The organism is Rhizobium sp. BG4, assembly GCF_016864575.1.
Lineage (GTDB): Bacteria > Pseudomonadota > Alphaproteobacteria > Rhizobiales > Rhizobiaceae > Rhizobium.
Genome location: NZ_CP044125.1, coordinates 3,760,076 through 3,781,374, shown reverse-complemented (window position 1 = coordinate 3,781,374; position 21,299 = coordinate 3,760,076). Strand labels below are relative to the sequence as shown.

Below are 21,299 nucleotides of genomic sequence, written 5' to 3'. Positions count from 1 at the left end.
TTAAATCTGTCACATTTTTGAGCTAACAGTCTATTTTCTCATCATTATTCCGATTCCGCCTTTTCACCCCGCCTTCAACAAGCCGTGTTGGTGCAGCGCTTTTGCACCGCTCCGGCACGTCACCGGTTGACGCCGGCAATACCCGGCAGCTACTGAAAAGGCTCCTTCGCACGTGGATTTTTCTATGGCCGCAACCTTGCCTTCGCCTTCACGAATCTACCTGCTTCGGCACGCTGAAGCCGTCTGGCCGCAGCCCGGTCAGGGCGATTTCGACCGCGATCTGAGTGAGAAGGGATATGGCGATGCCGAGATCGTCGCCGACCATGCGGCCGACAAGGGTTACCGGCCGGACATCATCCTGAGTTCGACCGCGCGGCGCTGCCGCGAGACGGCCGATGCCGTCCATCGCGCCATGGGCCTCTCGGTCGACCTGCGCTATGTCGACGAGCTCTACAACACGACGCCTGACGTCTATCTCGAAATCCTGCGCACGCAGACGGCAACCGCCGTCATGCTGGTCGGCCATAATCCGACGATCGAGCAGACGCTCGAAACGCTGATCGGCCACGATGCCCTGCTACGTACGCTGCCGAACGGCTTTCCCGCCGGCGGTCTTGCCGTCCTCGATTTCGATGCCGCCGCGGCGGCCTGGAAACTGCGCGAGTTTCTCGTCGCCTGACGTACATCCTTTTTCCGGCGGCCAAGCCATCCTATATGGGTGAGCAATGACATCAGGGAACCCGCCTTGCCGCCAAGCCTGACATCCCTCGCCGACGATGCCCGCATCGCCTTCGACAATCTGACCGACCGCGCCAGCGGTCTGGTTCACCCGACGATCCGCCTCGGCGTGACGGGCCTTTCCCGTTCCGGCAAGACCGTCTTCATTTCCTCGCTGGTTCACAATCTGCTGCATGGCGGCCGCCTCCCGCTGTTCGAGCCGGTGCAATCCGGCCGCGTCTCGGCTGTCCGTCTCGAGGAACAGCCCGACGACGGTGTACCGCGTTTTCAATACGAGGATCACATTCGGGCACTGGTGAAGGACCGCGTCTGGCCGGATTCGACCCGCGCCATCTCCGAATTGCGCGTCACCATCGACTACCAGAGCGCCAGCGGCTGGAGCCGGATGTTCTCGCCGGGCCGCCTGTCGATCGATATCGTCGATTACCCCGGCGAATGGCTGCTCGACCTGCCGCTGCTCGCCAAGGACTTTCGTGCCTTCAGCGAGGATACGCTGGCATTGGCCCGCACCGGCATCCGCGCCGAGCTCTCCCGCACCTGGCTGGAACTGACCGATCAGACCGATATTCACGCCGCAGCCAACGAGATGACGGCGCGCGACCTCGCCTCCTCCTTCGCCGCCTACCTGAAGGCCTGCAAGGCCGACGAGCGGTCGCTCTCGACCCTGCCACCCGGCCGTTTCCTGCTGCCCGGCGATCTCGACGGTTCACCCGCCCTCACCTTCGCACCCCTGCACCTGCCTGCCGATGGCAAGCCGGAAAAAGGCTCTCTCTGGGCAATGATGGAGCGCCGCTACGAGGCCTATAAGTCCGTGGTCGTCAAACCCTTCTTCCGCGAGCATTTCGCCCGCCTCGACCGCCAGATCGTCCTCGTCGACGCGCTGCAGGCGATCAATCGCGGCCCGGAAGCCGTCCAGGATCTGGAACGGGCGCTGAGCGACGTTCTCGCCTGCTTCCGTCCCGGCACCAATTCGCTGCTCTCCTCGCTGCTCGGCCGCCGCATCGACCGCGTGCTCGTCGCCGCCACCAAGGCCGATCACCTGCATCATGAAAGCCACGACCGGCTGGATGCCCTGACGCGCCGCCTTGTCGAGCGCGCCATTCACCGCATCGGCATGGCCGGTGCCGGGATCGACGTCATGGCGCTCGCCTCGGTGCGCGCCACCCGCGAAGCGACGGTCAAGCGCGACGGCCACGATCTGCCGGTCATCGTCGGCACGCCGATCGAGGGAGAGACCATCGGCGGCGAGCGTTTCGACGGGTTGCGCAAGACAGCGATCTTCCCGGGCGACCTTCCCACCGACCCCGAAACCCTGTTTGCCGCCATTGAATCGGGAGACCGCGATATCCAATTGCCTGACGTGAACGTCGTGCGCTTCCGCCCGCCGCAGCTCGAGGAGACCGGTGGAGGTATCAAGCTCTCGGTACCGCATATCCGGCTCGATCGCGCCATGCAGTTCCTGTTTGGAGACCGTCTCGCATGAGCAAGTCCGCTCCAGAAGATCCCGGCCGCAAGACCCGCGCCCCCGCCGCCTTCGTCTATGAGGACGATCCGCGTCCGGTCGAGACATCGCTGCCGCCGGAGCGCCGCAGACCCTCGGCATTCGAAGCTGATGTCATCCTGACGCCGGATGAGGACGATCCCTTCCTCAATCCGGAAAAGGACAGCGCCCCGCTTCCGGTCGCCGTGCCGCGCAAGCGCCGCCTCTCCTTCGCCAAGATCGCCGGCGCCGCCTTCGGCATCCTGCTGTCGCTCGCCTTCGGCCTCTGGACCGACAGCCTGATCCGTGACCTGTTCTCCCGCGCCGATTGGCTCGGCTACGCCGCGCTCACAGCGCTTGCCGTCGGCATCCTCGCTGTCGTCGGGATCGTCATTCGCGAGACCGCCGGGATGATGCGGCTGACGGCAGTGCAGACGATCAAGGCGGAGGCCGAAGCCGCAATCCTGGAAACCAGGCCCGCCAAGGCGCGCACGCTGGTCAACCGGCTGGCCTCCATGCTCTCGGCCAAGCCCGAGACCGCCAAGGGCCGCGCCACGCTGAAAGCCTCCGAAAACGACATCATCGACGCGCCGCATCTCGTCGCACTTGCCGAACGCGAATTGCTCGGCCCGCTCGACCGCCAGGCCCGGGCGCTGATCGTCAATTCGTCGAAGCGCGTCTCGATCGTCACAGCCGTCAGCCCCCGCGCCATTGTCGATCTTCTCTACGTGCTCTACGAGGCCTCTCGGCTGATCCGCGCCATGGCCGAGCTCTATGGCGGACGTCCCGGCACGCTCGGCATGATCCGGCTGATGCGCGACGTCCTTGCTCACCTCGCGGTGACAGGCTCGATCGCCGTCGGCGACAGCCTTGTCCAGCAGGTGCTCGGCCACGGCCTCGCCTCGAAACTCTCGGCCCGTCTCGGCGAAGGCGTTATCAACGGCCTGATGACGGCGCGCATCGGAATCGCTGCGATGGACCTTTGCCGTCCACTCGCCTTCCGCGCGTTCAAACGCCCGGGAATCGGCGACTTCATCGGCGATCTCACGCCGTCCATGACCGGCCGCGACCAGCAGAAGTAGGTGCAAGGCGTTTTTCTCAGCGTGCGAGCCTGACGTAACGGAAGCGGCCCGGAAACGCATAGTTTTCATGCCTGTAGCGGCATGAAATCACCATGCGAGCAGCTCCGGAAATCCCGATTCTCCAGTGCATTTCGGCAGGCCGGAAACCAACCATTAACCATTATTCGGCAAAACTCCGAGGCAGTAACGGGTAGGTGTGCCAAGGAAATTCCATGTATTCGCGCAAGCTTCTTATCGTCTGCGGCCTCGCCGCCGTGGCCCTGTCGCCGGTCGCCGAAATCACGCCGGCAGCAACCGCCGCAACACGCGACAAAGCCTTCTTCGAGTCGGTCGCCGGCTCCTGGAGAGGCCCGGGTGAAATCGTCGCCGGCAAATACAAGGGCACGAAGTTCACCTGCAATCTCGTCGGCTCTTCGGTCACCGACGGTACGGGCATCAAGCTCGACGGCTCCTGCCGCGTCGGCGTCTTCAAGCAGCCGATGACCGCGACGATCACGCAATCAGGCAACAGCTACAAGGGCCAGTTCCTGGATGGCGCAGCCGGCAAGGGCCTGGACGTCATTTCGGGCACGGTGACGCCCGATACCGTCGTCGTCGGCCTCAACCGCTCCAAGCTCAACGGCGCCATGATCGCCCGCATCCGTGACGACAAGACGATGAACGTCACGGTTTCGGTCAAGGTGGAAGACCGGATGATCCCGGTCATCGGCCTGACGCTGACCCGCCAGCTCGACGAAATGACGGTCGGCTCGGTTCAGTAGGCTCTAGCCGATCACGCAGACACACCAGGCGGCGGATTTTCCGCCGCTTTGCGTTTCAGGACTTCGCCCACCAGTCGCGGGAAGCATCGGCAATCTCGATGCCCTGCACATCGGCATCCTTCAGCCATTCCCCTACGCTGCGGCCTTTCACGGCGAGATCCGCGGCAAAATCCGCGAGCGGCATCAGCACGAATCCCCGCTCCGTCATCCGCGGATGCGGCAGCTCCAGCCGCGGCGCAGCCTGCTCCACATTGTCGAAAGTCAGCACGTCGATATCGAGCGTGCGCGGTCCCCAGCGCTCGATCCGCTCGCGCTTCATCTCCCGCTCGATATCGAGGCAGACATCGAGAAGCGCCTCTGGCGTCAGCCGCGTTTCTACAGCGGCGCAGGCGTTGAAGAAGAAGGATTGATCCGTCTTGCCCCATGGCGGCGTGCGATAGAGCCGCGACACCGCGGTCACGCGCGTATCGGCGCGGGCATCGAGCGCCTGCAGGGCCGCCACCATCGAGGCGACGGGCTCGCCGACATTGCCGCCGAGCCCGAGCGTCGCCGGTCTGAAATGATCACTGGGCAAAATGTTCGACGCTCACCTGAACGAAATCCAACACGCCCGGAACCGGCGCACTCGGCTTGCGCACCGTGATCTTGGCACGGGTGATCTGATGGAAGCGCTCGCAGAGCCCCTTGGCGATATCGAGCGCCAGCGCCTCGATGAGATAGCGCCGCTTGCCGACGACGATCTCCTCGATGACGGTGAAGGCGATGCCGTAATTGACGGTGTCCTCGATCGAGTCGCTTTCCAGCGCCTTGCCGGCGATGACGTCGAGCTCTGCGTCGACGAAGAAGCGCTGCCCGAGGAACTCCTCCTCGTCATGGACGCCATGACGGGCGAAGAACGCACAGTTCTGCATCAGGATGGTATATTTCGTGCTCATTGGCCCCGGCGTCCTTCGTAATTACGGCGTGCCACCAGCATAGCATCGGCAACGCACAGCGCATCCCTGTTGATTGCGACATTGTGGACGCGGAAAACCGCAGCGCCCGCCAATCTCAGCAGCGCGCTGCTCGCCGCCGTCGCGACGTCCCGGTCAGCCGCATCGCGACCGGTGACCGCGCCGATGAACCGCTTGCGCGAGGTTCCGGCCAGCAGCGGCAGCCCGAAACGCTGAAGCTCGGCAAACCGCGCCATCAGCTCGAAATTCTCTTCCGCCGTCTCCTTGGCAAAACCGAAGCCCGGATCGAGCACGATCTGCTCGCTGCCGATCCCCGCCTGCCGCGCAAGCTCGAGCGACTGATCGAGGAACAGCGCCTGATCCGCAATCATATCGGCAAGCTTCTCGCGCTCCCGCCCCGTATGCATGATGCAGACGCCAGCTTTTGCGCTGGCGATCACGCCTGCGATCTCCGGTTCCTTCTGCAGGCCGAAGACGTCGTTGACGATATGAGCGCCCGCTTCCAGCGCCAGCCGCGCTGTCTCGGCCCGGTAGGTATCGATGGAAATCAGTGCATCGGACCTGCCGCGAAGCGCCTCGATGACAGGCAGCACCCGCTGCTGCTCTTCCGCAGCATCGACCTTCGCCGCACCCGGCCGCGTCGACTCGCCGCCGACATCGATAATCTCGGCGCCATGGGCGACCGCAGCCAGCGCATGTTCGACCGCCGCTTCAGTGCTGTCATAGCGTCCGCCGTCGGAAAAGGAATCCGGCGTCACATTGACGATCGCCATGATGACGCTCTTGCCGCCGAGCTCCAATTCGCGGCCATGCGCGAGGCGCCAGCGACTGCTCCGAAGCTCGTCCATGAGCGTTTATCCCATTGAAAACAAAAATTCCGGCGCGCTCTATTGCGCTCGCGGTGGCTATGCCCCAAGCTCCGCCAACTTTCAACACGGGTTATCGTCTAGAATGCCTTCCGCATCGCGTAATATGCGTCTCGTCCTTGCTTTTTCCATGACGATTGCCCTTTGCACTTCCGCCCAGGCGGCCGTGGTCGCGACGAAAAGCTATTCCTATTTCGATATCCGCGGCAAAACCGCAGACGAGCTCGATCAGCAGCTCAGCACCCGCGGTCCGACTGCCAACGGCTCATCCGCCCGCCATCCCGGCGCCACCAAGATCCGCTTCGGCGGCGAAGCGACCTATGTCCAGCATGACGGCCGCTGCCGCGTCGGCAGCGCCAAGGTGACCGTGCATACGCAGATCATCCTGCCGCGCTGGCGTAGTCGAAAGGGCGCGTCGAAGGAGCTGTCGATGATCTGGGATGCACTCTCGAGCGACATCAAGCGCCACGAGGAGCGCCACGCCGAAATCGCCCGAAATCAGGCCCGCGTCATGGAGCGCCAGATCCTGGCCCTGCCCGCCCAGCGCAGCTGCGAGACCATGCAGGAGTTGGTATCGGATGTATCAGCTCGCGGTATAGATGAGCACGACCGGCTTCAGGCGCGTTTCGACAAGGTCGAGGCGGTCAACTTTCAAAACCGGATGCTACGTTTGTTGAACAACCGAATCGGTGCATCGGGCGGCAAAAACTAGCGCATTTCCAGGCGAAAGACGATGTTTGATCGTTAGCTGCACAACGAAACCTGTGCGAAACTTGCGCCCTCCCCAGCCTCTCAATGGTAAAAATTTGCGATAGGCGACTCAACTGAGGCGCGCTAATATGAACACATTCGAAAGTTCAGGTGTGAACGACCTGATCTTTTGTCTCTGGGTTCTCCTGGCGCGTTCCAAGCCGCGGACGGTCCTCCCTCGTCCGATGGTTATGCGCCCGCCTCGCCTCGCTCGTCATCCGGCGCGCGAGGCTTTTTTTGGAGCGCACTTCCTCTCTCAGAAAGCTTTCGGAAGACCGGCCTGTTTCAAGGTCTCGTTTGCCGTATGTCGGGACTTGGTTCCGTGATCGACGGTGAAATGCCGCTTGGGAACCGGACTATACCAGATTTCGTGATCGCCCTTGCCCGGCCGCACATAGTCGCAGCCAGCCTTGCGCAATAGCTCCTTCAGTTCCCGAAGGTAGCCAACCATCGTCAGAAATTCGGATTGGGAACGCGAGCGAGTTGCTCAGCCATGATGTGGACCGGGATTTCGGCGAGATCAGACGAGATGCCGTTAAGTTCCAGGAGATCGGAGATCGCCGCGAGAACCTTGGGGCTCAGCGCCTCAAGCGTCTCGGCCTCGACTGCAAGGCCGTCGATATCGTTGCTGGTCGCAACCCATACGCCGGCCTCGTCATCCCAATCGGCGCGCACGAAAATGGATACATGCTTCATGCCGTCACTTCTCCCGCCCGGCAAACGCCCGGGCCGATTCTGCCTATGCTGCGTTCTCGCAGCCTGCAGACGCCGTGCCGGGCACGGCGCCTATTGTGCACATATATAGCCGAATGGAAGTGAACTTTCAGTAGTAGCGTCGATTACGCCTGGCGTTCCGGAACGTGCACCGTCAGGCCGTCGAGCACGGCCTTCATGCGGATCTGACAGGAAAGACGCGAATTCGGGCGGACGTCGAAGGCGAAGTCGAGCATGTCTTCTTCCATCGCTTCCGGCGGGCCGACGCGCTCTACCCACTCCTCATCGACATAGACATGACAGGTCGCGCAGGCGCAGGCGCCGCCGCATTCGGCTTCGATGCCCGGGACGGAATTGCGCACGGCATTTTCCATGACGGTGGAACCCTGATCGACGTCGAGGTCAAAGCGCGTGCCGTCAAAGGCGACAATGGTCAGTTTGGGCATTTTGATTTCCGGTAACTTAATGAGGGAGGATCAGAATTTTTCTTCCAACAAATCTGCGAGCCAGTCAACATCGGCCGTCTCGCGCTCTTCATCCCATACTTAAAAGCGACAGGCTTTCTTGATTGCGTCATGCCGCTGGTCACAAAAAGACCCGCTGTGCCCTAAAACAGACTTGCTGTTCACGCGAACAGACTTGCTGTTTCGGAATGGCGCAGCGGGTCCAGCTTTGTAGACCGATGCTCTGCTCTTAGCGGCTGAGCTTCAGGATGAAATTTTCCGCCTCGACGACGGCGGCGCCGACGGCGGCCATCGATGCCGCATCGCCGGCATTCTCTTCGAGCATTTCAGCCGCCTCGGAGACCCGGAAGGCGCCGACGGCGCTTGCCGCGCCCTTCAGGCGATGGGCGGCTGCGACGATCTTCTTCGCCTCGCCGGAGGCGATTTCTCCGAGACACGCGCGCGCCTGGCGCGCAAACATCTGAAGCACTTCGATTTCGAGGGCCTTGTCGCCCATCGTCTGCTTTGCAAGATGCACCAGGTCGATTGGACGGACCTTGGAGGGGCACGGCCCCTTCGAATTATCCGGCGCTTCGAACGCGATACTGACTGCTGCCATGTGCCAAACTCCCGTCTTTATCCCCGCGGTTGAACTCTACACTGCGGTTGGAGCGTGGCGATCGCGTTAAATTCCGGCACATTGAGGGCGGGATTCTCCCGCTATGGTTAATATCCGTTAAACATCGCTAAATTATTGGTTTTTCAACAGGCTCTGCCGTTAAATCATGTTAACAACCCTTTAACGGCGAGTGATTAGCAAGCCTTCGTTAATTGTCTCCGAAGCCCGGATGTGTCACTACGATACTGGTACAGTGGGTTTGTGCTACGCGCCTTTGCGGGCCAAGTGGATAATGGTAATGTTTTGATACCGTCCGTTTGAAAAAGCGGCTATCCACTCTGAAATGACATGCTTATCCGTCCGTCGTCTCGGATGGTAAGGTCAGAGCAAAAGGTTGACGTCCGGGCGCGGCGATGCCCGGATCAGCGGCTGAACCGGCTGAGATGTAACGAGGCGTAACGGAATGGCGAACAACAAGTACAACGAGTCGATCGAGGACAAGGCGTTCAAGGCATTGGACGAGGCGCTCCAGATCGACTTCAGCCAGCAGAAAGCGCCGTCTCGCAGCGGCAAAACGCCCGACGCCCCGGAGGCCAATGTGTCTGAGAACCCATCTGCGCGTAATCAGCAGGAACAGGACGACAGCCAGCGCCGCCGCGGCCGCGCAAAGACTGCAGAACAGCCCGCCCCCCGCGCCCCGGCCTTCGCGCCGGCCAACGACGCCAATCGCAATACGCCGGCAACGCTTCTGAAGTCGCTCGATGGTGGCTCGACGCGCACGGCCATCCGCAACGCCACGCTCTTCTCGCTCCTGTGGATCGTTGGCGGCATCGGCCTGATGTCCCTGCTCTATTCGCCGCAGATCTGGCAGATCCGTTCGATCGCCGATCTGGTGGCGCTTCCCGGCGTGATCGCCGGCATCATCGGCATCATCGTGCCGGTCCTGCTCTTCTACGCTTTCGCCATCATGATTTCCCGTGCGCAGGACATGCGCAACGCTGCCCGCTCGATGGCCGAGGTCGCCCTGCGCCTTGCCGAGCCGGAAACCATTGCCTCCGAACGCATCATGACGGTCGGCCAGGCCGTGCGCCGTGAAGTCTCGGCGATGAATGAAGGCATCGAGCGCACCATCGCGCGCGCCTCCGAGCTGGAAACGCTGGTTCATTCCGAAGTCAATGCGCTCGAGCGCAGCTATGCCGATAACGAACTGCGCGTGCGCGGTCTCGTTCACGAACTCGGTTCCGAACGCGAAGCGATCGTCAATCACGCCGAGCGCATCCGCAGCTCGATCGTCGGCGTACACGACCAGCTGAAGGAAGACCTGTCGCTGGCGACCGAAGAAATCGCCGTCCGCCTCTCGACCTCTGGCGAAGCCTTCGCCTCGATGATCGATACGCGCGCTGCGACGCTGACGGAAAAGTCGGAAGCCGCCATCCAGTCGCTTGGCACGCTACTCGCCGCCAAGACGGATTCGCTGCTGCAGACGCTGACCTCCTCCGGTTTTGCGCTGGCGCATGAATTCGACACCCGCCTCGACACCCTGACGTCGAGCCTCAGCGAACGCGGCGAAAATCTGCTCAGCCAGTTCGAGACGCGCGCCTCCACCATGGACAGCAGCGCCGAGAAGCTGAACGCTGCCCTCAACGACCGCGCCCGCCAGCTGAACGAAATCCTGATCGCCCGTACCCGCGAGATCAACGAGACGCTGACCGGCAGCGAACGCGAGATCACCGGCTCGCTCGACGGCGTTCTCGCCAAGCTCAACAGCGCGCTCGACGAGCGTGGCGCGAGCTTCCGCCAGAGCCTGCAGTCCAGCGCCGACGACGCGATCATGGACCTCGACCTGCGTTCGGGCTTCTTCGAAGAGCGCCTGCAGAGCACTGTCGCGCAGATGTCCACGGCCTTCGACGAGCGCGTCGCCGAATTCGCGACCGCCTTCGACAAGCGCGCTGGCTCGCTCGATACCAAGCTCATGGAAAGCCTCGCCCGCATCAACGAAACGCTGGCAGGCGGTTCGGAATCGATCGACGGCATCCTGAATTCCAGCATCGAGCGTCTTGGCGCCTCGATGACCGACCAGTCCTTCGCGCTGGCAACCGCACTTGGCACCGGCCAGGAAGTGCTGGAAAGCTCGCTCGGCAGCAAGGTCGAGGAAATTTCCGAGGCCCTCGCCGCCCGCACCAAGGAAATCAACCAGACCCTCAAGTCCGCTTCCAGCGACGTCAACGACGCGCTGGCCGCCGGCATGGCCGATTTCCACGGCAACCTCACCGGCCGCACCAGCGAGTTTACCACCACGCTGCAGAACGCCACGGGCGAGATCTCGCAGGCGCTGGCAGCCGGCACATCCGGTCTCCAGGCCGGTCTTGCCGAGCATACAGCAAACCTCTCCTCGGCCCTGCACAGCGCCACCGGCGAAATCTCGCTGGCGCTCGCCGCCGGCACGTCCGAGCTGCATAACAATCTCTCGGCCCGCTCGACCGAATTCCGCGACACGCTGCTGACGACGACCTCGGAACTGACTGCTGCCGTTTCCGCCGGTGCCGACCAGATCAGCTCCGCCTTCGGCCGCGCCGACGATCTCAACACCGTCATTTCCGAGCGCGCTGCTGCGATCACCACGGCGCTCGACTCCGCGCATGAGCGCATCGACAGCGCCATGGCCGAGCGCAGCAATGCTCTCGCAAACACGCTATCGAGCCACCACGACCGCGTAGCCGACGCGCTCGACGAACGCACCATGGCGCTCGCCATTTCGCTTGACGCCGCCCAGGAGCGCCTCGAAGGCACCATGTCCGACCGCGCCAATGCGCTGAACGACGCGCTTTCGGCAAACCACGCCCGCCTGTCCGATACGCTCTCCGCCAATCACGATCGTCTCTCCGACGCTCTCGACGAGAAGACCATGGCGCTCGCCATTTCGCTCGACGACAGCCAGAGCCGCTTCGACAGCGCGCTGGAAGCCCGCGCCAACGCAATGCTCGACACCGTTGCCGGTGCCGAAGCCCGCGTTGCCGGCGCCTTCGCCGACAAGTCGGAAGCGATCCGCAGCGCCTATATCGACAGCCAGGATCGCCTGGAGCGCTTGCTGAACGAACATGCAGCCGCTCTGCACTCCTCGCTCTCGAGCAACAGCGACCGCATCGAAGCCGTTACCGGCGACGCCGCCGCACGCTTCCAGTCGCTGACCGGCGAGGCTGCAGACCGTATCGAGGCTGTGACCGGTGATGCCGCAAGCCGCCTGCAGACGCTGACCGGCGACGCAGCCGATCGCATCGAAGCCGTCACCGGTGGTGCAGCGACCCGCATGCAGTCGCTCGCAGGCGAAGCCGCCGACCGCATCGAAGCGGCAACCGGCGACGCAGCAGCACGCTTCCAGGCCCTCACGGGCGACGCTGCGGAACGCATCGAAGGCGGCCTCGCCTCGGCGCATGACCGCATCCGCTCGACACTCGAAGACCGTACCAACGCCATCAGTCTGGCGCTCGGCGAAGCCCATGCGCAGATCAGCGACACGCTCTCCGAACAGGCAACGACGATCAGCGCTTCGGTCGCCGCCAGCACCAGCATGCTGGAAATGTCGCTCGAAGATCACGAGGCATCTCTGCGCCAGACGATCGACAACAGCTCCCGCGCCCTCGACGAGCGCCTGCGCGAAGGCGCCGGCCAGATCGCCGAACGCTTCCAGGGCGCAGCAGCCGAAATCTCCCGCACGGCCGAGACCTTCTCGACCCATCTCGACCATTCCGTCAGCGGCATGACCGAGCGCTTCGCCGAAACCGGCTCGCGCGTCGAGGCCGGCCTGACGACGCTTGAAAACCGCATCCGCGATGGTGTCGGCGGCGTTGCCGAGCAGGTGGACGCAGCTGGCGCACGTCTCTCCGAGACGCTCTCCGACAGCATCAACCAACTGCGCGAACTCGGCGACGACGCCGCCTTCCGTGTCACCACCGTTCTCGAAAGCACCAGCGATACGCTGACCGGCGCCATCGACGATCGCACCGCAAGCCTCGCCTCGACGCTCGAAGAGCGTGCCCGCAGCCTGTCGTCCTCGATCGACGCACAGGCCTCCAGCCTCGCAGCCAGCCTCGACGTCCGCGCTTCGCAGATGAACGCCTCGCTCGAAGCGAGCTCCGCCAACCTGACCACTGCACTGGATGAGCGCACCACCCATCTCTCCTCCGCGCTCGATGAGCGCACCGCCCGTCTCTCCTCGTCGCTCGACGACCGCACGGCGCGCCTGACGTCTTCGCTCGATGAGCGCACCGCTACGCTCTCGTCGTCGATCGACGAGCGCACCTCCAATCTCGGCGACACCATGGATCGTGGCGGCGAGCGTCTCGGCGAGCGCCTCTCCACCATGGACCGCGCGCTCACCATGGGCCTGGAAGCCGTCAACCAGACGATCGAAGGCAAGGCCGCCGGTCTCGCCTCGACTCTGCGCAACGCCGTTGCCGACGCTGCCCAGGGCATGGACGCCGAAGCACAGCGCACCGCCGACCTGATGGGCCGCACCGGCCAGCAGTTCACCGAAACGCTCGATGCCAAGAGCGGCGAATTCGCCCGCTCGATGGACGAGCGCTCCGAACAGATCGTCGGCCGCGTCTCCGAGGCACAGAACCGCCTCGCCGGCCAGGCTGCCGCCGTCGCCCAGACTTTCTCGGAAGCTGGCAACGCCATCGTCAACAAGGTCGCCGAAGCCGAAACGCTGGTCAGCGGCCAGGTTAGCGCCATCTCGCAGGCTCTCTCCGACGCCCAGTCGTCGCTGGAGACCCGCGGTGACGCTATCCGCACGACGATCGCCACCGCCAGCGAGACGATCGCCAGCACCATGTCCGATGTCGACCGCACGCTCGAAGCACGCGGCACGGCAATCCGCACCGGCCTCGAAGACCGTGCCCGCGAACTCGATGCTTCACTGACCGATGTCGACAAGGCTCTCGAAGCCCGCGGCAGCTCGATCCGCGCAACGCTGGACGAGCGCACCCGCGAGCTCAACTCGATGCTGGCAGGCCGTTCTTCGGAACTGTCGCGCCTGATCGACGAGACCGCCCGCCCGATGATCGAGCGCTACGCCGAAACCGGCCAGGAAGCAGCGGCCCGTATCGCGGCTGCCGCCGAGCAGAGCGCCGACCGCCTGCGTGCCGAAAACGCTGCGCTTGCCAACGCAATCGCTGCCCGCACGGAAAGCGCCTCGACGGCCGTCAACGCCATCGAGACCAGCCTGCTTGCCAACGTCAACTCGCTGATCGAGCGCCTCTCCGACAACAGCGCCTCGATGGCGCTGATGATGAACCGCGCCGCTCAGGACCTGACCGATGTCGACGGCCGCCTCGGCGACACGACCTCGCGCTTCACGGACTCTGCCGCCAAGGCCGCTGAAATGGTCTCCGCCTCGACCCGCCTGCTCGAAGGCAAGGTCGATCGTCTCTCTGATATCTCCGGCCAGACGCTCGCCCAGGTCGGCTCGATCATCGGCCGCTTCGACGAACATTCGAAGGTGCTCACCCAGGCCTCCGGCCTGCTCGCCGCCGCCCAGTCGAACCTGGTATCGACGCTGGAAGAACGCGAAGGCGCGTTGCAGAACCTGTCGCTCGGCCTCGTGCAGCGCTCGGAAGAAATCGAAAAGACGATGCGCTCGCTCGGCAGCATGGTCGAAGGCGCCTTCGAACGTGCCGAACAGCGGTCCAACCAGGTCAGCGGTAATCTGCGCCAGAGCGTGCAGACGTCGTTTGCCGATATCGGCCGCGTTCTCTCCGATACCGAGAAGCGCGCCGAAGAAGCTGCCGAAGCAATGCGCAGCTCGATCGTCAAGGCCGGCGAAGAAGCCAATGCCACGATCGACGGCACCTTCGGCAATGCCGAGCGCCGCTCGAGCGAGCTTGCCAACCGCCTGCGCGGTGGCCTGACGGCGTCGCTGTCGGATGTCGAGCGCATGCTCGGCGAAGCCGGCCGCGCCTCCGACGGCGCTGCCCAGCAGCTGCGTGAATCGCTGCGCGAAGCAGTCGAGGAAGCGGTCGCCCGCTTCTCCGGCGCCACCGAAGAGATCCGCCGCTCGGCTGGCGATATCCGCAAGGAACTCGATATGACCCGCAGCGAACTGAAGCGCGGTGCCTTCGATCTTCCCGAGGAAGCCAAGGAAAGCGCTGCCGCCATGCGCCGCGCCGTTGCCGAACAGATCAAGGCGCTGCAGGATATCTCGCATATCGTCGGCCGCTCGGTTCAGCAGTTCGAAGTTTCCGAACCGGCTCCGCGCGCAGCACAGCCTGCCCCGGCTCCTGCGCCCCGCCAGGCTCCGCCGGCACCGGCTCCGGTGGCAGCGCCTGTTGTGGCCGCCCAGCCGGCCCCGCAGCCCGCTACGGCTCCCCGCCCGCAGATCGAGGATGGCTTCGCGCTTCGCGGCACCATCGCTCCGCCTCAGGCCGCGGCTCCCCAGCGCGCACCGGTTGCCCCGGCTCCCGCCGCCGCAACACCGGCCCGCCAGGAATCCGGCGGTTGGATCAGCGATCTGCTGCGCGGCGCCTCGCGTGACGAAGATGCCGAAGAGGCCCCGGCCCGTCCGGCAGCACCGCGCGCCGAAGCAGCCGCCCCGGCGCAGCAGCGCGCCGCCGACAGCCGCAACCCGCGCCACGTGGTGGAATCGCTGAACTCGCTTTCCGTCGATATCGCCCGCGCCATCGATCACGATGCCTCTGTCGATCTCTGGCGCCGTTACCAGCGCGGCGAGCGCGACGTCTTCACGCGCCGCCTCTACACGCTGAAGGGCCAGCAGACCTTTGACGAGATCAAGCGCAAGTATGACCGCGAGCCGGAATTCCGCACCGCTGTCGACCGCTACATCGCCGATTTCGAAAAACTGCTCGCCGACGTTGCCCGCAGCGACCGCGACCGGACGATCACCCAGTCCTACCTGACGTCGGATACCGGCAAGGTCTACACCATGCTGGCCCACGCAGCGGGCCGCCTGACCTAACGGAAGCGAAATCGCAGTTAAGTACAAGAAAAGGGCCGCTTCATCCGCGGCCCTTTTCCGTTTCAGCAATGCGGTATCGAAAGCGCCTCACGGCAAAGTGAGACAAACGGCCGCCGTAAATCCGGGCTTATCAGCAAGACACGCTTGTCATAATGCCGTAGATTTGCTCAACCCGGCGGGCCAGACAACGTCACTCCGTCACGACCCTATGCAGGTTGCCAGCGTGCTGCCGCCGTTTTGAAGAGATCACATTCGATGCCAAAGACCATGCCGCTGCTTCTCTCCGCAGCGTTCTCCGCTTCCCTGTTCCTCGGACTGGCCTCCACATCCTCGGCCGGACAGGCAAGCTTCCTGATGGACGCGCAGACGGGCCAGGTCCTGGCGAGCGCCAATCAGGACGATCTCAACTACCCGGCATCGCTGACCAAGATGATGACGCTCTACCTGGCTTTCGAGGCCATGCATGCCGGCCGCCTCAGCTGGGACCAGAAGCTGACCATGTCGGAAAATGCCGAGAGCAAGGAGCCCTTCAAGCTCGCCGTCGGCGCCGGCCGCAAGGTCACCGTGCGCGAAGCGGTCGAAGGCATCATCGTTCTCTCGGCCAATGACGCCGCTGTCGCGATCGCCGAACAGCTCGGCGGCTCCGAAGATACCTTCGGCAAGCTGATGACCGCAAAGGCCCATCAGCTCGGCATGACCAATACCGTCTTCAAGAACCCGTCGGGTCTTCCCGATCCCGAGCAGGTGACGACGGCGCGCGACATGGCGACCCTCGGAGCATCACTGATCCGTGACTATCCGGAAGAGTTCAAGATGTTCTCCATGCGCGGTTTCCAGTTCCGCGGCATGAAACTGCGCGGCCACAACAATGTCATGTACCGCTATCAGGGCGCCGATGGCATCAAGACCGGCTACACGGATGCATCCGGCTATAACGTCGTAACCTCGGTCAACAAGGACGGCCGCCATGTCGTCGGCGTCGTCATGGGCGAGAAGACCGCGGCAATCCGCGACGACAAGATGGCCGCCATGCTGGACGCCGCGCTGATCGGCGCTCCCACGGCCGCAACGGCTGCCGCCGACCCGTCGGCCGCCACCGCCGCCGTTCCGGCCAACTGATCGCTACGCCGGCTGCTTCACATCGGCAGCCGCGAAATGCGCCAGCTGGTCCGCATGGGCCTTCGCGAAAGCCGGTCTTGCCGTCGCCCGCTTCACATAGGCACGGCAGGCCGGAAAAGCTGACAATCCATCGAAGCGATCGACGAGGCGCAGCACGTCCGCCATCAGGATATCGGCGACGGAGAACCGTCCGGCCATCCACTCGCGCGCTGCAAGCACCGGCTCCATATGTTTGAGCCTCGCCTTCAGGAAGGAATCCAGGCTCTTCCAGGCCGGTGTATCGCCATCCTGCCCGGAGAAGATCATGATCGTCCAGGGCAGGCTTGCCGCCTCGACCGAATTCAGCGCCGCAAACAGCCATTCCAGCGCCTCGCTGCGGCCCTTGTCGTCGCGCGGCATCAGCGCCTCGCTCTTGTTGCCGAGATGGAGCAGGATCGCGCCGCTTTCGAAGATCGAGAGTTCGCCGTCCGTCAGCCACGGCACCTGACCGAACGGCTGGTGCGCGAAATGCTGCGCGTCACGCTTGGCAAAGGGTATGCCCGCGACGCGATAGGGCAATCCCGCCTCCTCCAGCGCCCAGCGCACGCGGATGTCGCGCACATAGCCGCGCGGCAGATCGGGAACCCAGTCGAAAGTGGTGAGGACGAGGCCGGTCATTCTCTGTCTCCTTGCTATCGGTTTAGCAAAGGACGTCCCGGCACTTCATGTTCCGACATCGGCAGCCAATTTTTCTTGTTCGCCGCCGATATCCGGTATCAGATGGACTGCAGCGTCCAGTCGACAATCTGCGTCGTGACTGAGGAGAACGACCGGTCGAGCGCCTTGACCATGCCATCGGCCGCTCCGCCACCGGCCGGCACCGCGGCGCGGAATACCTTCTGCGCACGCACCGTGCCGTTGCGGTCGTTGATGATCTTCGCAGAGATCTCGACGACGGCCTGGCTGCCCTTGCTGCTGTCGATCTCGAAAGCGCGGATATCGGTCACGACCTGATAGTCGATCGCCAGCCCCTGTCCGGGCTTGCCGACGCCGCCGAGCTTGCCGGAATTCTCATAGGCTTCGACCAGCTTCGACTGCACCATGCGGGGCAGCTTGTCGCTCCACTGCGAGCGGGCCAGATACTGGATTTCGGAGGGCGAAACGCGCACCACGATCTGTTCGCTGTTCAGCGCCTGCAGCGCCGTCGGCTCCGGCACCAGGATCTGGCTGCGCTTGGCGGCCGGGCCGGCTCCATCGGCCATCGCAGCCGAGAGATCATAGGTGTCGTTCTTGGCGCCCGTGCCGCAGCCGGCAAGGGTCAGCGCCACCAGCGGCAACGTGAAGGCTGCTCTCGCCAGCAATGAACGGCGCGCCAACAGATGCGATACGGCCATATTACGCTTCCCCTGCTTTCCCCAGATCAACGGCGTGTCCGGCCGTCATATTGCTTCACCGTATCGCCACCGAAGATCAGGCGCTGCGGGTTCTTGTCGAAATTGCTGATCGCGTCGTTGAGGTTCTGCACCGTGCTGCGCGTATCGTTGACCAGCGACTGCACGTCACGCAGACCACCGCTCGAGAATTTCTGCAGATTGTCGGCGATCGGCCCGATGCGGGCATTCAGGTTGTCGGCGACCTTCTTGAAGGATTCCAGCGTGTCGCGCGCCTCGGCAAACAGCGACTGCGAATTGTCGGTGCCGAGCAGCGCATCGAGCTTGATCAGGATGCCGTCGACACGCGTCGAAGCCGAGTTCAGCTTGTTCGCCATCTGCGAGACGTCCTGGATCGTCTGGTTGATGTCCTTCTGATGCGACGAAACCGTATTGGCAACGTCGCGGATCGAGGCGACGGCAACGCGCGCGTCCTTGGTCGCCTGCGAGATGTCGTCGACGGTGCCTTTCAGCTTCTGCGGATCGATCTGCGCCACCAGCGTGTCGACGCGGTCTAGCGCCACCTGCGCCTTCTTGCCGACATCGTTGAAGGTCGTTGCCGTCTGGTCGAACTTGTCGATCGCGCCCTTCAGGCCGCCCGAGGCGTCGGCAACGTCCTTGCTGACCTTTTCGGCGTTGGCGAGGATCGTATCGATCTTCTTGGCATCGACGGCCTTGACCAGCGCCTCGACGGCGGCAAGCGTCGAATCCACCTTGCCGGAGACGTTGCGGACGGTCTCGGAAAGCTGCCCGACACTCTGCAGGAAGCTGTCGATATTGCCGGAATTCTTGGCGAGCGCATCCGAGAAAGTCTCGGCATTCTGCAGCGTCTTGGTCAGCGGTCCGCGCGCGTCCTGCACGAAGCCCTGCACCTGCCCGACCGCATCGTTGGCACGGTCGAGGATCTTGTCGGCGGTCGCCAGAAGGTTCGTCACGCTCGACTGATCGGCGACGATGACGGCGCGCTTGCCGCTGTCGATCGACTTCTGCAGGATGTTCTCCTCGCCGACCTTGCCGCCCGACATTTCGATATAGGCAGCACCCGTCAGGCCCTGGATTTCAAGGATCGCCTTGGTCGAGGGATAGATCGGCGCATCGACGCGCACTTCGGTGAAGGCCAGCGAATATTGCGGATCGTCCGCATCGATCGACAGCGACTTGACGGAGCCGACCTGGATACCGTTGAAGCGGACCGGCGAGCCGACGCTGAGGCCGTTTGCCGATCCCGGAATGCGCACGACAAGCTCGGCCATCGGGCCGCTGCGGCCGTATTCCGCCATCCAGTAGACGAAGCCGAACGCCGCTGCGATCACCAGAACGGTGAAGATGCCGACAATCGTGTAGTTCGCTTTGGTTTCCATCGTCTCCGGTCACTTCCCGCGGCTGTCGTGACTGCCGGCGCGAGCGGCGGCGGTCTCTTCCTGCGGCACGATCGAGCGTGCGCGCTTGCCCTTGAAATAGGACTGAACCCACGGATCGTCGTAGGCCAGCATGTCGTCGATCGTCCCTTCCACCATTACCCGCTTCTTTCCGAGCACGGCAATACGGTCACAGACGGAAAACAGGCTGTCGAGATCGTGGGTCACCATGTAGACGGTGAGGCCCAGCGTATCGCGCAGCCTGGCAATGAGGTCGTCGAATTCGGCCGCACCAATCGGGTCGAGGCCCGATGTCGGCTCGTCCAGGAAGACGAGATCGGGATCGAGCGCCAGGGCGCGGGCAAGTGCCGCGCGCTTGATCATGCCGCCCGAAAGCTCCGAGGGATATTTGTCGGCCGCATCGGCCGCGAGGCCGACGAGCTTGATCTTCAGATGTGCGAGCTCGTCCATCAGCGATTTCGGCAGATCCAGATATTCGCGCATCGGCACCTGGATGTTTTCCTTGACGGTCAGCGACGAAAACAGCGCGCCTTGCTGGAAGAGAACGCCGAGGCGCATGTCGAGCGAGTTGCGCTCGCTCTCGTTCAGTTCGTCGAAATTCTGGCCGAGGATTTCGATGGTGCCCGACTGGCGCGGCAACAGGCGCAGGATCGTGCGCATCAGCACCGACTTGCCCGTACCGGAGGCACCTACGAAACCGAGGATCTCGCCGCGGTAGATATCGAGATTGAGATTGTCGAGCACGATCTTCGAGCCGAAGCCGACGGTGACGTCGCGCGCCGAAAGCACGATGTCCCGCTCCTTCTCACTACTCGTTTCGTTTTCCTGACCGTTCACGCTCAAACCCTAGAAATTGATGGCCGCATAGAAGATGGCAAACATGCCGTCCATGAGGATGACAACGAAGATCGCCTTCACGACTGCGGCCGTCACGTGCTGGCCGAGCGATTCGGCACTACCGCCGACCTTAAGCCCTTCCACGGCCGCGACAATCCCGATGACGAGAGCCATGAACGGCGCCTTGATCATGCCGGCAAGCACGGTCGACAGCGTCACCGCCTCATGCAGGCGCGACAGGAAGGTCGCGAAGGTGATGCCGGAATAGGCCCAGGCAACGGTTGCGGCGCCCAGCAGCGAAGCGAAATTGGCAAGTACAGTCAGAAGCGGCAGCGCCACAGTCAGCGCCACCAGCCGCGGAAAGATCAGCACGCCGACCGGGTTCAGCCCCATGACCTTCAGCGCGTCCACTTCCTCGCGCATCTTCATCGAGCCGATTTCGGCGGTGATGGCGCTGCCCGAACGGCCGGCGATCATGATCGCGGTCAGCAGCACGCCGATTTCACGAAGCTGCAGAATGCCGACAAGATCGACGACGAAGACTTCCGCGCCGAAATAGCGAAGCTGGAAAGCGCCCTGCTGCGCGATGATCGCGCCAATCAGGAAGGACATCAGCAGGATGATCGGCGTCGCGCGGACGCCCATGTGATCGATCTGGTTGACGATAGACGCCGGCGACACACCGGAACCGCGGCCAAACTTCATCTGCGCACCGCGCACGGCAGAGCCCAGGATGTACATGGCGGCGGAAAAATTATCCCAGAGATCGAAGGTCATCTTGCCGACGGGCGCGAAGACGCGCTCCAGCAACGGCTTCTGCTTCGGCGTCTCGGTCTCTTGCTTCTCCGGCTTGCGGGAGAATTCTTCGATCATCTCGTCGATATGCTGATTGGTGCCCTCGAAATGCACCTGCCGCCCGGCCGCTTCCTCCTGCATCTTCAGGCGCACCAGCAGCCAGACACCCGCCGTATCGATATCGGTGACATCGGAAAGGTCGAGCGTCAGGTCGCCGTCATTCTGCGGCAGCTTGTCGAAATCCTTGATGACGGTATGAATATTGGCGCTGCGCCAATTGCCTTCCAGACGGACCATCCGCCCGTTGCCATTGGCTTGGTCGTCCACGTGGAGTGAGGCGGCTTTGCTGGGCTCGGGCTTCAAAATGCTTGTGTCTTTCAG

Annotated in this window: 19 protein-coding genes; 7 read left to right on the top strand and 12 right to left on the bottom strand. The window is 63.4% G+C overall.

Going from position 1 to position 21,299, the window contains the following annotated elements; genetic code table 11:
* Positions 1-184: 184 nt before the first annotated feature.
* The 4 genes from F2982_RS18895 to F2982_RS18880 all read left to right on the top strand — a co-directional run bounded on the left by F2982_RS18895 (position 185) and on the right by F2982_RS18880 (position 4,061).
* Complete coding sequence (locus tag F2982_RS18895) at positions 185-679, top strand: histidine phosphatase family protein (protein WP_130278206.1); 495 nt, start codon at positions 185-187, stop codon at positions 677-679.
* 66 nt (positions 680-745) lie between these two features.
* Complete coding sequence (locus F2982_RS18890; RefSeq protein ID WP_203428760.1) at positions 746-2,221, top strand: YcjX family protein; 1,476 nt, start codon at positions 746-748, stop codon at positions 2,219-2,221.
* Entirely contained in the window at positions 2,218-3,300 is a 1,083-nt protein-coding gene (locus F2982_RS18885; protein WP_203428759.1) for a TIGR01620 family protein, read from the top strand. Before F2982_RS18890 ends, F2982_RS18885 begins: the two co-directional genes overlap by 4 nt.
* Before the next feature lie 212 nt (positions 3,301-3,512).
* The gene (locus F2982_RS18880) at positions 3,513-4,061 is read left to right on the top strand and encodes a hypothetical protein (RefSeq protein ID WP_112716539.1); all 549 of its coding nucleotides are present in this window, start codon (positions 3,513-3,515) and stop codon (positions 4,059-4,061) included.
* Positions 4,062-4,116: 55 nt separating this feature from the next.
* Here F2982_RS18880 and folK read toward each other — a convergent pair whose 3' ends face one another.
* Genes folK through folP form a run of 3 tightly spaced genes read right to left on the bottom strand, consistent with a single transcriptional unit; the run spans position 4,117 to position 5,862 of the window.
* Entirely contained in the window at positions 4,117-4,566 is a 450-nt protein-coding gene (gene folK / locus F2982_RS18875) for a 2-amino-4-hydroxy-6-hydroxymethyldihydropteridine diphosphokinase (protein WP_246777570.1), read from the bottom strand.
* 58 nt (positions 4,567-4,624) lie between these two features.
* Positions 4,625-4,996 (bottom strand): dihydroneopterin aldolase, encoded by a 372-nt coding sequence (gene folB / locus F2982_RS18870; RefSeq protein WP_130278201.1) that lies wholly within the window; start codon positions 4,994-4,996, stop codon positions 4,625-4,627.
* Entirely contained in the window at positions 4,993-5,862 is an 870-nt protein-coding gene (gene folP, locus F2982_RS18865; protein ID WP_203428757.1) for a dihydropteroate synthase, read from the bottom strand. The genes folB and folP overlap by 4 nt, the downstream gene beginning before the upstream one ends.
* 103 nt (positions 5,863-5,965) lie before the next feature.
* On the opposite strand from folP, the gene F2982_RS18860 reads away from it, so the two are divergent.
* On the top strand, positions 5,966-6,592 hold the full coding sequence (locus F2982_RS18860; RefSeq protein WP_203428756.1) for a DUF922 domain-containing protein: 627 nt from the start codon (positions 5,966-5,968) through the stop codon (positions 6,590-6,592).
* Between the two features lie 294 nt (positions 6,593-6,886).
* Here the strand turns inward: F2982_RS18860 and F2982_RS18855 are convergent, their stop codons facing one another.
* From F2982_RS18855 to F2982_RS18840, 4 genes are all read right to left on the bottom strand, one after another.
* Positions 6,887-7,081 carry a type II toxin-antitoxin system HicA family toxin gene (locus F2982_RS18855; protein WP_203428755.1) on the bottom strand — a complete coding sequence of 65 codons (195 nt, stop codon included), beginning with the start codon at positions 7,079-7,081 and terminating at the stop codon, positions 6,887-6,889.
* Positions 7,082-7,083: 2 nt separating this feature from the next.
* Positions 7,084-7,326, bottom strand: coding sequence for a DUF1902 domain-containing protein (locus F2982_RS18850; RefSeq protein ID WP_203428754.1), 243 nt, complete (start codon positions 7,324-7,326; stop codon positions 7,084-7,086).
* Between the two features lie 143 nt (positions 7,327-7,469).
* Entirely contained in the window at positions 7,470-7,790 is a 321-nt protein-coding gene (locus F2982_RS18845) for a 2Fe-2S iron-sulfur cluster-binding protein (protein ID WP_112716553.1), read from the bottom strand.
* A 247-nt stretch (positions 7,791-8,037) separates the two neighbouring features.
* On the bottom strand, positions 8,038-8,406 hold the full coding sequence (locus tag F2982_RS18840; RefSeq protein ID WP_203428753.1) for an Hpt domain-containing protein: 369 nt from the start codon (positions 8,404-8,406) through the stop codon (positions 8,038-8,040).
* A gap of 463 nt (positions 8,407-8,869) precedes the next feature.
* Here F2982_RS18840 and F2982_RS18835 point away from each other — a divergent pair, with 463 nt between their 5' ends.
* Positions 8,870-15,379: a hypothetical protein gene (locus F2982_RS18835; protein ID WP_203428752.1), complete on the top strand. Its 6,510-nt coding sequence runs from the start codon at positions 8,870-8,872 to the stop codon at positions 15,377-15,379.
* A gap of 255 nt (positions 15,380-15,634) precedes the next feature.
* A complete protein-coding gene (locus F2982_RS18830; RefSeq protein ID WP_203428751.1) occupies positions 15,635-16,498 on the top strand; it encodes a D-alanyl-D-alanine carboxypeptidase family protein in 864 nt (287 codons plus the stop codon).
* A 3-nt stretch (positions 16,499-16,501) separates the two neighbouring features.
* Here F2982_RS18830 and F2982_RS18825 read toward each other — a convergent pair whose 3' ends face one another.
* The 5 genes from F2982_RS18825 to F2982_RS18805 all read right to left on the bottom strand — a co-directional run bounded on the left by F2982_RS18825 (position 16,502) and on the right by F2982_RS18805 (position 21,299).
* Positions 16,502-17,155 carry a glutathione S-transferase family protein gene (locus tag F2982_RS18825; protein WP_203428750.1) on the bottom strand — a complete coding sequence of 218 codons (654 nt, stop codon included), beginning with the start codon at positions 17,153-17,155 and terminating at the stop codon, positions 16,502-16,504.
* A 98-nt stretch (positions 17,156-17,253) separates the two neighbouring features.
* Positions 17,254-17,871 (bottom strand): ABC-type transport auxiliary lipoprotein family protein, encoded by a 618-nt coding sequence (locus F2982_RS18820; RefSeq protein WP_203428749.1) that lies wholly within the window; start codon positions 17,869-17,871, stop codon positions 17,254-17,256.
* Between the two features lie 26 nt (positions 17,872-17,897).
* A complete protein-coding gene (locus tag F2982_RS18815; RefSeq protein WP_203428748.1) occupies positions 17,898-19,268 on the bottom strand; it encodes an MlaD family protein in 1,371 nt (456 codons plus the stop codon).
* A 9-nt stretch (positions 19,269-19,277) separates the two neighbouring features.
* On the bottom strand, positions 19,278-20,123 hold the full coding sequence (locus F2982_RS18810; RefSeq protein ID WP_203428747.1) for an ABC transporter ATP-binding protein: 846 nt from the start codon (positions 20,121-20,123) through the stop codon (positions 19,278-19,280).
* A 9-nt stretch (positions 20,124-20,132) separates the two neighbouring features.
* Entirely contained in the window at positions 20,133-21,299 is a 1,167-nt protein-coding gene (locus F2982_RS18805; RefSeq protein WP_246777569.1) for an MlaE family lipid ABC transporter permease subunit, read from the bottom strand.